The 11,929-nt window shown below is 58.2% G+C and carries 13 protein-coding genes; 3 read left to right on the top strand and 10 right to left on the bottom strand.

The annotated features are described in order from the left end of the window. Window positions 1–266, top strand: a 266-nt coding sequence (locus ACOYNV_RS21810) for a hypothetical protein (RefSeq protein ID WP_422901919.1), incomplete at its 5' end; no start/stop codon positions are given. A 289-nt stretch (window positions 267–555) separates the two neighbouring features. Here ACOYNV_RS21810 and ACOYNV_RS21805 read toward each other — a convergent pair. The 9 genes from ACOYNV_RS21805 to ppk2 form a co-directional block, all read right to left on the bottom strand. After that, entirely contained in the window at window positions 556–870 is a 315-nt protein-coding gene (locus tag ACOYNV_RS21805) for a BrnA antitoxin family protein (protein ID WP_422901918.1), read from the bottom strand. Next, a complete protein-coding gene (locus ACOYNV_RS21800) occupies window positions 851–1,144 on the bottom strand; it encodes a BrnT family toxin (protein WP_422901917.1) in 294 nt (97 codons plus the stop codon). Before ACOYNV_RS21800 ends, ACOYNV_RS21805 begins: the two co-directional genes overlap by 20 nt. Further along, window positions 1,141–1,455: a hypothetical protein gene (locus ACOYNV_RS21795; protein WP_422901916.1), complete on the bottom strand. Its 315-nt coding sequence runs from the start codon at window positions 1,453–1,455 to the stop codon at window positions 1,141–1,143. The genes ACOYNV_RS21800 and ACOYNV_RS21795 overlap by 4 nt, the downstream gene beginning before the upstream one ends. 115 nt (window positions 1,456–1,570) lie before the next feature. Then, window positions 1,571–3,253 (bottom strand): ATP-binding protein, encoded by a 1,683-nt coding sequence (locus ACOYNV_RS21790; protein WP_422901915.1) that lies wholly within the window; start codon window positions 3,251–3,253, stop codon window positions 1,571–1,573. After that, window positions 3,250–3,420, bottom strand: a complete 171-nt coding sequence (locus ACOYNV_RS21785; RefSeq protein WP_422901914.1) for a hypothetical protein — start codon at window positions 3,418–3,420, stop codon at window positions 3,250–3,252. Before ACOYNV_RS21785 ends, ACOYNV_RS21790 begins: the two co-directional genes overlap by 4 nt. Before the next feature lie 54 nt (window positions 3,421–3,474). After that, window positions 3,475–3,690 carry a hypothetical protein gene (locus ACOYNV_RS21780; protein WP_422901913.1) on the bottom strand — a complete coding sequence of 72 codons (216 nt, stop codon included), beginning with the start codon at window positions 3,688–3,690 and terminating at the stop codon, window positions 3,475–3,477. Further along, window positions 3,653–4,915 (bottom strand): N-6 DNA methylase, encoded by a 1,263-nt coding sequence (locus ACOYNV_RS21775; RefSeq protein WP_422901912.1) that lies wholly within the window; start codon window positions 4,913–4,915, stop codon window positions 3,653–3,655. Before ACOYNV_RS21775 ends, ACOYNV_RS21780 begins: the two co-directional genes overlap by 38 nt. 600 nt (window positions 4,916–5,515) lie before the next feature. Beyond that, on the bottom strand, window positions 5,516–6,733 hold the full coding sequence (locus ACOYNV_RS21770) for a hypothetical protein (RefSeq protein ID WP_422901911.1): 1,218 nt from the start codon (window positions 6,731–6,733) through the stop codon (window positions 5,516–5,518). Window positions 6,734–6,832: 99 nt separating this feature from the next. Next, complete coding sequence (gene ppk2 / locus ACOYNV_RS21765; RefSeq protein WP_422901910.1) at window positions 6,833–7,660, bottom strand: polyphosphate kinase 2; 828 nt, start codon at window positions 7,658–7,660, stop codon at window positions 6,833–6,835. Between the two features lie 498 nt (window positions 7,661–8,158). Here ppk2 and ACOYNV_RS21760 point away from each other — a divergent pair, with 498 nt between their 5' ends. Both ACOYNV_RS21760 and ACOYNV_RS21755 read left to right on the top strand, forming a co-directional pair. Then, window positions 8,159–9,775: a PAS domain-containing protein gene (locus ACOYNV_RS21760; RefSeq protein ID WP_422901909.1), complete on the top strand. Its 1,617-nt coding sequence runs from the start codon at window positions 8,159–8,161 to the stop codon at window positions 9,773–9,775. Further along, window positions 9,772–10,422, top strand: coding sequence for a response regulator (locus ACOYNV_RS21755; protein ID WP_422901908.1), 651 nt, complete (start codon window positions 9,772–9,774; stop codon window positions 10,420–10,422). Before ACOYNV_RS21760 ends, ACOYNV_RS21755 begins: the two co-directional genes overlap by 4 nt. 628 nt (window positions 10,423–11,050) lie before the next feature. Here ACOYNV_RS21755 and ACOYNV_RS21750 read toward each other — a convergent pair. Further along, window positions 11,051–11,929 (bottom strand): polysaccharide deacetylase family protein (locus ACOYNV_RS21750; protein WP_422901907.1); only part of this gene is annotated, 879 nt, incomplete at its 5' end.

Raw genomic sequence — 11,929 nt, 5'->3', positions numbered from 1 at the left:
AGGCCAGAACGGATTGGAAACGATCCGCAAACGCAAGTTTGATAAAACGGGGATATGGCTACTTCAAGCATGCTTGTCGCTGGACGTTTCCAGGGCTGGATGGATTCATCCGCCGACGACTGCGGGCGATCCTGCGCAAGCAGGGCAAGCGCCCGGGTCTGGGACAATGTCACGCCGATCATAAACGATGGCCAAATGCCTACTTCGCTGGACTGGGTCTTTTCACGATGGCCGAAGCCCGAATGTCAGCGAGCCAATCCCGATGAGGAAACCACCGACTGGAGAGCCGTGTGCGGGAGAACCGCACGCACGGTTCGGAGGGAGGGGAGGGCGAGCGACCTTCTCTACCCCTATCGGGTTTCTTGAAGGGTGCTTGAGTAGCCGTGATTCATTTTAGTAGATCCCAGAATCTGTGAAAAAACACCTAGCCCCCACCGCAAAGGCGCAAAGGAGCAAAGGTTTCGCAAAGAAAACTTTGCAAACAAGAGGGTTCCTCTGCGTTTTCTTTGCCTCTTTGCGCCTTTGCGGTGGATTTTTGATTTTTTTCACAGGCTCTCAGACTTTGCCGACTTCCTTGAGCATGGCCTCACGCAGGATCACGTTCAAGCGCGTCTGATAGCCTTTGCCTTTGGACTTGAGCCAGAGCAAAACATCGGAATCCACGCGCACCGTGGTGACTTTTTTGGTGGGTTTATAAAACGGGTTGCGCACCGCGTTTTGCCAGAATTCCGGGGGCAGTTCGGGAATGTCGCTGGTGTCCACTTGGCTGTCAGACATTGCCTGCAACGCAGCGACTTCTGCACGCTGTTTCTCGGTCAGTGGCGGTGGATTGACCAAATCGAATGTCGTCTTAACTGTTTTTTTGCTCATAGTCGTGTCGCTCCTTTCGCGTTGCCATTCGGGCAGAAATAATGCGGATCACTTCGCCGTCGTCCTGGTCCTCTACCGTGTGCGCTACCAGCAGCAGCAACACACCATCAGCCATGCCCAAGGTTTGCCAGCGCTGCTCGCCGCCTTCATTACGATCCTGGTGGCTAAAACCCAGTGGGTCCGCAAAAACACGCAGCGCCAACTCAAAGCTCACCCCGTGTTTGCGCAGGTTGGCGCTGGCCTTGGCGGCATCCCATGCAAAGCCAGGATTCATACGCAAATGTACATACAAAATTGTGAATATGCAAAGGTTGGCTGAGTTTTCATACCGCCAATTCTCCACTCAATGGAAAACCTCAAAAAATGCTTGCCTTCGAACAGTGTATTTACAGGCTTGATCAGCGCCGCGCGCAAGTCGCGCACCAGCACCGCGTCGCGCTCGCTGGTGCGGCCCAGGGTGCCGGTGGGGCCAAAGGTTTCCTGATTCCAGGCATAGAGACTGTCCCAGCCCAGCACCGACTCCAGATGGGAGGCGAAGGTTTTCTGAACCAGTCGGTCTTCGCTATTGATGTCGGTGTAGGCCATGAGATCTATCGGACAAGGTCATGCTTTATAAAGGACAAATTCAAAGCATGTCCTTTATAAAAGCAATTTGAAATCAATTGGTTGGAAAGGAGATGCAGACCAAAGCCAATAGATTTCATGAAAACTTCCCGCCCATTTGTCCTTTAGAACCATCACCACTCAAGCGGTAACGCCGCCAGCGTCGGTCTCCGGAATAGGCAACTTCACCTCTGCCCACCGATTCGTCTAACGCCCGCTTGACGGTTTTGGCAGAGATTTCGCCCCCTATGCGCCGGTTGATGTCAGCGCTCGACGATTCCGGGTAACGCGCCAGGTCTTCCAAAATCAGCGCATGCAAACGGTGCGGCGTGATTCGGCTCAAAGTTGTCTTGTGGTCGATCTGTGCGCCACGCAAGCAATCCGGTGCGACAAAGTAACGCATGCCGGACGTTTTGCCGGAGGTAAGCACCAAACCGGTCGAAACCAGGCGCCCCAGCCACACCGACAAGGCATCTCCACCTTCTGCTTCCAACACAGCCCCCAATTCGCGAGCCGTCATGCCTTCTGTCTGAGCCAATACCCCCAAGGTGATGCGCTCGCGTTGGGGCAACTGGAAACGGGCATCGGCCTCGGTCAGTAGTCGCATCACGTCGGGCTTGGCAATGCGCCGCTGAATCGTCACTTTGACCCAGTCCGTGCCTTCCTCGGGCACCGGTGGCGGGCGGCCCTGGGACAACAGCCGGTCGTAGATCAGATCAAAACCGCTGCCCTCGCGCTCCATCAGGCCCAGATCGTGGAACACCCGTGCCAGCCCCTCGTTGCGGCGGCGGCTGGCGTGCAGCATATTGTGCGGTGTCACCCCCAGCGGCAATCGGCCCGGATTGACCACCTCCAGCCGCTCCGGGTGCAGGTTCAGGTAAATGTCGCCCTGCTGCGTATAGGGCCGGTGTACCAGCGCATTGACCAGCAACTCGCGCACCACTTTTTCATCATAGGCCGGTACGCTGCGGCGGTACAGACCCTCGGCGACCTCGTAGCTTTCGCGGAAATCAGGCACCTCGCGCCACACGGCATCGACCAGTTCCACCGGTGACAGGGCGCAGTCATCCCACACCCATTTGTTGATTTTTTCGCCACGCTCGTCGAACTTGATGGCCTGCACCAGTGGCGCGGTGCCCAAAGCGCGGCGGTCGGCGGTGCTGCCCAGCAGCAGCACGCCCAGGCGGGTGAGGGTGCCGCCTTTGTTGGCGTCGTTGGCCAGGCCGTAATGGGTCAGCAAGGCATCAGCGCCTTTTTCCTTGACCGAATCCTTGACCCGGCCCGATGCCACGATGCCTTGAATGAAGCCGGCCAACTTGTCGGCATCCGTGGCGCCACGTGGCACGCCACTGTCCATGGCTTCCCACGGCCGACCGGGCCGCTCATTGGCCAGACGCAGCACATCGTCGCCCAGTACTGGCTGGCAGGTATCGCCCACCCGCAGGAAATAACGGCCATCCCGGGTGGACGCCACGCCGGGGGAGCGGTCGATGGCCAGTTCGATGAATTCGCCGCCGTTGGCTGCTCTTTGCAGACTCGGCAGCACCTGCACATTCACGGTCAATTCACCCATGCGCTTACGCAAGCGGTCCAGCACCTCCGGTGGCACCACCTGACCGGCCGGCGGCAAAGACTGGTCATCTTCGATACCAATCAACAAGCGGCCGCCCGCGCCGTTGGCAAAGCACACGCAGTCTTTGGCCAACGCTTCCCAGTCTGCGGATTTGCCGGTGACGGTGCGCAGGGATTTGAGGTCGGTATGCTGATCTTCGATGCTCATACCGCCAATTCTCCACTCATCAGGCGCGGTAGCAGCAGGTCGCGTGCGGCGAGGAGTTTTTGGTTTTGTTGCGCGAGCACTTCACGTTGTTTGAATGATGAAGCGGCTATCTCGCCAAACTGGCGCATCAGTAATGCTGTCGGCACGGTGATTTCAAAACGAGCCATGCCTTCTTTCGTTAGCGCTTCTCGGGTTGAGCCTTTCTGAGCGTAACTCAGTAGCTACCGCTTTTGTTCATCACTGTTGATGGCCTTGTGTACGAAGAATGGATCGGCTTTTCCCGGATCGACCCGAATGATCATTACGTGCTGATTCACGCGGGCAGGAAGATAGCGCTCTGGTGCCATGCAACACCGCGCAACTGAAGCGCCAGTGATGTTGATAAGTATGTCCTTGGCTTCAATGGCTACGCCAGCCAGCGTATACATTACGCGCATCGAGCATCAGCACCTGGTCTTTGCGCTCGGCCGGTTTGGCGCGGTCAAAGTGCCACAGCTCGCAGGGCACGGTGCGGGTGTAGAAGAAGTTGGAGCGGATGGCGATCATTACGTCCACATCGCCGGTTTCTACCAGCTTGCGGCGAACCTCTTTCTCGCCATGGCCGGCGCTGCTGGCCTGCGACGACATGACGAAGCCGGCCCGGCCGGTGGGCGACAGGTAGCTGTGAAAGTACGAAATCCACTGGTAGTTGCCGTTGGAAACCTGCTTGTCTGTGTTGACGCCGGGCAAGCCAAAAGGCAGGCGGCGGTCGGTCTTGATCGATTCGGCATCGACCTTGTCCACATTGAACGGCGGATTGGCCATCATGAAGTCGACATTGCCCCACAGTGGGCGGCCGTCTTGCAGGCGGTGCTTGTCTTCGTAGAAGGTGTTGGCCTCCTGAATGTCGCCCTCCAGGCCATGCACGGCCAGGTTCATCCTGGCCAGGCGGATGGTGCTGGGGGTTTTCTCCTGACCATAGAAGGTGACGCGCTTCATGGTCTCGAAGCCTTCTTGCTCGATGAAGTGGCTGCTTTGCACAAACATGCCGTCCGAACCACAGGCCAGATCGCTCACCACGCCGTGATCGGGTTCGATCACGTTGACCAGGGTTTGCACCAAGGAGGGCGGGGTAAAGAACTCGCCGTTGTCTTGCGCTCCCTGCATGGCGAATTTCATCAGGAAGTATTCGTAAATGCGGCCAAACACGTCGCCCGTCGCAGTGCGCAGGGCTTGGGAGTCGAAGCAGCGCAGCAGGTTTTCGAGCAGCTTGTTGTCAAAGCGGTCGTAGTCTTTGGGCAGGCTGCCGCTCAACGGGAGAAAATCGGCCTCGATGGCGTTCATCGCGGCGACCAGTGCGCCGCCCAGGCTGGTGCCTGAGGGCAGCTTGAGCAGGCTTTCATAACGCGCTATCTCGGGCAACATCAGCGCCCGGCGCTTGATGAAGTCGGCCTTGCCCAAGGGGCGCTTGGGCATGATGCCTGCGGCCTGGTCCGCTTCAATCGCCTGCAGCGCCAACTGGTAGCGGTTGGTGGCGTGGCGCAGAAAGATGACGCCGAGCACCGGCATGGAGTATTCGGTGGCGGTGAGGTTGGAGTTGGCGCGGAGCTGGTCGGCGGCTTCCCACAGGCTGGTTTCTACCTGGACGATGTTGTGGAATGCGTTGGCAGCGTTGGCGGTCATCTCGTCAATTCTTGTTCGTTATGTGAGCGAATGTCAGTGAATGGCGCGGGGCAGTCTCCCCGGACATTTCTGCCGGTCAGTTCCTGGCGTGATCCGCCCAACTAGCGGCAGATGGAATAGATGGTCGCTTGCGGCCTGCCACTGCCGGGCGTCATGTTACACCCACAGGCCTGCGCCTGGACTTTCCGACCGCCAGGCTAAAAAGTCTCGGCAACCTTGGGGGCAATGGCCAGATGTCGGCTTCATCTCCAGTTCAGCCGGCAGGCACGGTAATTACCGGAGCTTGTGGCGTCACGCAGGTTTCAGCGAGCGAAGTCAGCAAGAGTATGAAGCTGAAAATGCTCTTGGATCGGTAGTCGCGGTTGTCGATCCAGAACCAGTGCTGGCTGTAATGCGCTGCGACAAAGGCATTCGCCGGTGTTCGGGAGGCTCACCTGGCTCTGCAACTGATCCGATGCTGGCACAGGCCGACAGCAGCGCCAGCATCGGCAGCGCCACGGCGAGTCGCAGTCGCTGGCTCGGGTTACCTGGTCTTGACATGATTTCCTCCCCGCTCCAGGATTTGGCCCCGGTCAGCGTGCATTGCCACCAAAAATTTCTCTAGAACAACACGCCGAACAGCGTTTTCAGCAGTTCTTCCAGCGACATCATGGTCAATGCCAGCGGCACAATCGGCGCCAGGGTGGCGGCCGCGAGTTGAAATATGGTCTCCTTCGTCACCGGCACGGAGCGCATGCTCCGCACCACCTCGTAACTGTTGCCCAGATCGGCCAGGGACTGGATGTCGGCGCTACCGACCAACGCTTCGTCGGCTGGCGCGCCGCCGCGCAGCCATTTGGTATCGAACTCGCGCACGTAACGTTCGGCCAGCGTGCCGTATTCGCGAAGGCCCTTGCGCTTCGCCTGCGCAAGCTGAAAGGCAAACACCAGGAGCGGGCCGATGACCAGGCAGAGCAGAAAAACGACCAGAATGGCGATCACGGCCTTGAAGTCGGTCAGGGCGGCGCCGAGAAAGAAGATACGGTTGGCGAGTTGCCCGGCAAGCAGCGCACCGTGCGCTGTTGCCAGCACGGCGAAGGCGTAGGCCGAGTTGGCGAGGAAGCCAAGGCCGCCGACGCGATCCGGATGCGTAGGAATCAGGCTCAAGTCGATGCGCGAAACCTGCCAGAGAAAGCGCGCCCAGATGAACAATCGAAAATACCATCTGCACAGCATGAACTGGAAGATCGGCAGGCTCACGTAGCCGTACCACATTCCAGCGAGCGAGAGCTTTGAGGCACCGTCCGACGGTGTCGCGTACCACGTCGCCGTGTCGAGCACGATGTAGTAGCGCCAGACGATCAGGATGCCGATCCCGTAGACGATGATAATCAGCAGCACTTCGGCGAGTACCGAGTTGCGCAGCCGGAAGGCCGATGCGATGGCCGCTTCGAAGCGCCCCATGGCGTTCTCTGGAATCAGATTTCGTTCAATGAATTGCTGCAACAAAGGACGCATGCGTCGATGCACCACAAGTTCGGCAATGATCAACAGGGGCAAGGCGACGAGGAAGCGGATGTGAACTTCGATATCCTTCAGAAACGGCACGGCTCCACTGCTGCCCCACAGATGTCCTTCCAAGGTGGAAAGCAGCAACAGGGGCAGCCAGGCAAATAGCGCGATAACCATGATGCGTTGGCGCACCATCATCAGCGCATCGTCGGACAGGTGCGCCCGGCGCAGAAGCTGGAAGAGTGGCCCGCCCAGGACGAGCGAGAAGTCAGGCGGATTCTGGAGCAGATGCAAATCGTCGCTGGGTTCGGGCGGGCGGTTCTTCATTTTCTGCCTCTTTGCGCTGGGTATTGCCTTTAGCGGGCGGTGGCTCCGGTTACAGTGTTTCGGGGGTGACAAGCGCAAAATTTCTACTGGATTGCCTTGCTATGGCAAATACTCAGGAACGTACTTGAACGGATAGTCGACGGCCTGGTAGCGACCAATCTTGCGCTTGGGCAGGGTGACCTTTTCGGCCGGAACTTCCTCGTAAGGCACGTGCTTCAGCAGATGACTGATCACGTTCAGTCGCACCCGCTTCTTGTCCTCGGAAAGCGCGACATACCAGGGCGCCCAGGATGAATCGGTGGCGGCAAACATATCGTCACGCGCCTCCGTGTAGTCGTCCCAGCGAGTGAACGATTTCACGTCCATCGGCGACAATTTCCACACCTTGCGGCCATCGCTGATGCGGTCGCTCAAGCGGCGTTCCTGTTCCTCCGGGCTGACTTCAAGCCAGTATTTCAGCAGGATGATTCCTGATTCGATCATCGCGCGCTCGACCATCGGTACCGCGCCGAGGAATTTTTTTACATGCTCTGGCGTTGAGAAACCCATCACACGCTCGACCCCGGCCCGGTTGTACCAACTGCGATCGAAAATCACGACCTCGCCCGCCGCCGGAAAGTGGCCGATGTAGCGCTGGACATACATCTGGCTTTTCTCCCGCTCGGTCGGTGCCGGCAGTGCGACGACACGGAACACGCGCGGACTTACCCGCTCGGTGATGGCCTTGATGGTACCGCCCTTGCCGGCGCCGTCCCGCCCCTCGAAGACGATGCACACCTTGAGCCCCTTGGCTACCACCCACTGCTGCAGTTTGACCAGTTCCACATGCAGCTTTTTGAGTTCCTTTTCGTAGGTCTTGTTATCAAGTGCTTCTTTTGGGGATTCTTCACTTGCCGGTAGATCCTTGTTCTTTTTTTTGTCAGTCATGATTGGCTCCTTGAAGTTGGAAAGAAAGGCTTTTGTCATCGACCGTCGTATCCAGGCCACACAATAAAAAATACGTCATCTTCGCTCCCGTCGCTTGCTTCTGGCTCTTCAAGGAACTTGTTTCTGCAACATTGCTTGCCGTGATGACGGTTTGACACTACTCATCGCCAAGTGTAGATTATGCTCGATCCGGAGGGTTGTGACCTCGGGATATTACGTGGGTGATGATGGGAAAATACGGGGTCCCGGGCCACCGGCCTGGGTTCGACAGCCGATCGGTTGAGTGGTGGTGGGTCCTTCTTTGTCGCAAGCCGCTGCGCATCTTGTCTCTTCGGCCGAGAGCGTGGCCATCTGCGCGCGAACGATTGTGCCGCCGATACTGTTTTCGGGGGCTTGCTCTTCTGTGTTGCGAAACCTTCGGGCATAGGGCTTGTCCATTGCTACCAGTCCGATGATGCGCTACAGGAGTTTCTTATCAATTCAGCAATCGATGCAAAATTGAACCCGCAGGTTTTCGGTGGGGGTTGGCCCGTTGCCGAGCGCCGGGAGGAGCGTTTCGAATTCGAGACGCTGATCTCTGACCTCTCTTCCAGGTTCATCAACCGGACTCCTGACGAGGTGGACAGCGAGATCGAAGACGCATTGCGCCTTATCTGCGAGCTTGTCGGCATCGATTACGCAGTGCTTTGGCAATGGTCGGGAACGCCCCTGGCGGTCATAACGCCCACCCACTTCTACTACGCCCAGGAGGGTTTTCAACCTCACGAGCCGCTACGTCAGGAGCTTTTCCCCTGGTGCCGCCAGCAAATGCTGGCAGGACGCATGGTTGTCATTTCTTCGCTGGAGGAATTACCGGCGGAAGCCGCCGTCGACCGGGAAAACGGTCGCCTTTTGGGTATCAAGTCGAATCTGACTATCCCCCTCGCGGTGGGAGGCGAGCCGCCCGTAGGCGCCCTCAGCCTGAATACTTTGCTGGCTGAGCGTGGCTGGACGGACGCGCTGGTGATGCGCTTGCAACTGGTCGCGCAAGTATTCACCAACGCGCTTGCCCGTCGGCGCCACGATCAGAACCTGCAGGAAAGCGAGGCTCGCCTGGCGGCGGGAGCCGAACTCGCTGGACTCGCGTTCTACGAGGTGGACTTTGCCGAAAAGGCCACCTACGTCGACGATCGACTACGCCAACTGTGCGGTATCCCCCCGGAACGGGAACGGGGTCTTGACGCCCTGGAGTTCTGGATGGAGCATCTGCATCCCGACGACCGCGAACGCATGCTGGACGAGCGTCGGGAATTGCACGACGGGAGGATGGAACGGCTCTCGATCGAGTACCGCTACCTGCATCCGGCACAGGGAGAGAAGTGGATACAGCACCTGGCTGGTGTCACCCGGCGCGATGCCAGCGGACGCGCGGTTTACACCTATGGCGTCCTGCGCGACGTGACGGAGCGCAAGCAAGTCGAGAACGAGATGCGCGATCTGAGCCGGCGCCTGATCCGCGCCCAGGAGGATGAGCGCGCACTGCTCGCGCGCGAGTTGCACGACGACGTGACGCAGCGGCTTGCCGTTCTGGCGATCGAAGTCGGACGCATTGAACTCTCCACGCTGGGCGCTACGCAGGCAGAAGCGATGCAGGCAGTTCGCGAGGGGCTCACGCGCCTAAGCGAAGACGTCCACTCCCTGGCCTACCAGTTGCACCCGTCTGTCCTGGAGGAACTGGGACTGGCCGAGGCACTGCGGGCGGAGTGCGAGCGGCGGCTTCGCCAGGGCTGGCTCGATTTGTCGGCGAACATCGAGCCGCTGACCACCGTCGTCGGCAAGGACGCGGCACTCTGCTTGTTCCGCTTGGCGCAGGAGGCGCTGAACAACGTGGCACGCCACGCCGGTACCTGCGCTGCGAGTGTCACGCTGCGCGAGATGGACGGCGGCTTGCTTCTCGCTGTCCGTGACGACGGCATCGGCTTCGATCCGGAGCATCCGCGAGCGCGGATGCAACTCGGCCTGGTGGGTATGCGCGAACGGGTGCTGCTGGCGCACGGCACACTTGACATTGAAAGCGCACCAAGCCGGGGCACGACCATCGTCGCCTGGGTTCCCGCAGCAGGCGAGGCTCGATGAGTGCTCCGCGTCTTCCGCGGGTGCTCATCGCCGACGACCATCTCCTGGTGGCCGAGGCGCTGAAGAGTCTGCTTGATCCTGAGTTCGATCTCGTCGGTGTGGTGGCCGATGGGCGCGCATTGGTCAAGGCGGCCAGGACGTTGCGTCCGGACGTGATTGTCGCCGATGTCACCATGCCGCACCTCAATGGCATCGACGCCCTGGTTCAGTTGAGGCAAGGCGGAGATCGAGTCCCTGTCGTGTTTCTCACCATGCACCGGGATGCAAGCTTTGCCCGGCGTGCGCTTGATGCCGGGGCGTCGGGCTTCGTACTCAAGCACTCGGCTCCAATTGAGTTGATCGTTGCCATCCGCGCCGCACTTGAGGGCAGGACCTACCTCACGCCGCAACTGGCGGGGGAGGTTCTGGACGGGATGAAGAACGGGCCGGAGAGTTCCGGCGACCCGCTCGGTTCCATCACCCTGCGGCAGCGTGAGGTTCTCCAACTCCTGGCGGAGGGGTCTTCGGCGAAGGTGATCGCCGCCAAACTCTCAATCTCGGCCCGGACGGTCGAGTTCCACAAGTATCAGATGATGGAGACCTTGGGCCTGCACACCAACACCGAACTGATTCACTTCGCCATCAAGCACGGACTGGTTGAGCTCTGAGAGGTTGTGAAAATATAAAACCAGACCGCTCATCCTGAAAACCTCACCTTTGAGGTGAACAACTGAAGTTCTTTGGATAATCAAGGTGCCAGCCTGAAAGCCGCGCCAATTGGCTGTCTGCAATGATATGCGCTGCCGAGCCAATGAATACGGCACTCTTCAGGCCTATTGGTTGGAGATCGCCTATTCATGCGGCCTGCTGGGCATCTCTCCTGATAAGTATCTAAAAAACCTCAGTCTATCCACGAAAATCACGAAAGACAGCGCGCAGCCTCCCTGAAGAGGGACGAACAAAATCAATAGCTTGATGTTGTTGTGGCCAGCTCCGATTTGGTCAAAGGTTGATTGTTTTTCCCTTGCTGACAAATAAATGTTGTTTTCAACTAATCATCGTCAAGCGCACGACACTGCCATCGCCGGCCACCACCCGCAGGCCATGCCAACGTGGAATGGTCAGATGCGCTTCAACGATTTCCATCAGTTTCTGGTTGATGTCGGTGAAGACGAGCGCACTGATCTTGTAACGCGCCTTTTCGTTCTGTCACCGTTCCGCCTATAACCTTCCCGCAGTCGTTCATCTTACGCAAGATGAAGTCTTGCCGCCTAAGGGCACTAATTCGGTGCGTCGTTACCCTCCGCTTGCGTGCGGCTTGTTCGGCGTAACTGCATTGCACATTTCGTCATCAAACAGATCCGCCACATCTCCCCAACACGAATCGGGATCGGCGCTAATTCGCTTTATGATTTCCTCGAACTCACGCCACATCGAGTCCGTGATCATCTCGTAGGAATGTCCCCAGAAATAGAATACTCCACTCGCCTTCGCCCTCTCATAACGCGACCACAGGTCAGGCGCAAGAAAATGGCAGCATGGATGGAATAACATCGCATTCTCTGGAGGGAACGGGAAATCAACATTAGCAGTGGTCCTCGCGTACACATGACCGGTCTCGCGTACGAGTTGCATGATTTCTTCACTGTAAGTTCCAAATGGATAGGCAAACCCCAACACCCGTTGCCCGAAAAACTGCTGCAGCTTCTCGCGCCCTTCAGCAATCTCGCGCCTCGCCACTTCCCTCTCCAGTTGCTCGAGGTGCGGGTGCGTCAGGCTGTGGTTGGCGATCACAAAGCCTTGATAGACTTCTTTCATCTCATCCCATCCCAGCCTGCCAACTTCCCTGCCTTCGTAAATCCAGCCCAACTGGCGATGTTTTTCATGCAGGCCCGCATTGAGGTTGAATGTGGCTTTGGCTCCATGCCGTCGAAAGATGTCAATGAGCCGCACGTCCGTCACGACTCCATCATCCCAACACTGCACCACCACCATGGGGCGATTATTCATCCTTGCGCTACCCTTCCATTTCCGTACGAATGGCAACCACTGCCTCCTCTTTTTAGTTTCCTGAAATTGAGGGGGAATGGGTGGCGTTACATCGCCGCTCAGGATGACGACTAAGTAATCACGCAAAACTGATATGGAACTTTGTGCCAAAGCTTGCCAGAAGGG

Origin of the sequence: Propionivibrio sp. (genome assembly GCF_049316945.1) — a bacterium.
Taxonomy (GTDB): Bacteria; Pseudomonadota; Gammaproteobacteria; order Burkholderiales; family Rhodocyclaceae; genus Propionivibrio.
Note: the sequence above shows the minus strand (reverse complement) of the source record. Positions and strands in the feature narration are given on the sequence as shown.

Coding starts and splice junctions, on each gene's coding strand:
- ACOYNV_RS21805 (WP_422901918.1), bottom strand. CDS start 870: ATGAGCAAAAAAACAGTTAAGACGACATTCGATTTGGTCAATCCACCG.
- ACOYNV_RS21800 (WP_422901917.1), bottom strand. CDS start 1,144: ATGAATCCTGGCTTTGCATGGGATGCCGCCAAGGCCAGCGCCAACCTG.
- ACOYNV_RS21795 (WP_422901916.1), bottom strand. CDS start 1,455: ATGGCCTACACCGACATCAATAGCGAAGACCGACTGGTTCAGAAAACC.
- ACOYNV_RS21790 (WP_422901915.1), bottom strand. CDS start 3,253: ATGAGCATCGAAGATCAGCATACCGACCTCAAATCCCTGCGCACCGTC.
- ACOYNV_RS21785 (WP_422901914.1), bottom strand. CDS start 3,420: ATGGCTCGTTTTGAAATCACCGTGCCGACAGCATTACTGATGCGCCAG.
- ACOYNV_RS21780 (WP_422901913.1), bottom strand. CDS start 3,690: ATGCGCGTAATGTATACGCTGGCTGGCGTAGCCATTGAAGCCAAGGAC.
- ACOYNV_RS21775 (WP_422901912.1), bottom strand. CDS start 4,915: ATGACCGCCAACGCTGCCAACGCATTCCACAACATCGTCCAGGTAGAA.
- ACOYNV_RS21770 (WP_422901911.1), bottom strand. CDS start 6,733: ATGAAGAACCGCCCGCCCGAACCCAGCGACGATTTGCATCTGCTCCAG.
- ppk2 (WP_422901910.1), bottom strand. CDS start 7,660: ATGACTGACAAAAAAAAGAACAAGGATCTACCGGCAAGTGAAGAATCC.
- ACOYNV_RS21755 (WP_422901908.1), top strand. CDS start 9,772: ATGAGTGCTCCGCGTCTTCCGCGGGTGCTCATCGCCGACGACCATCTC.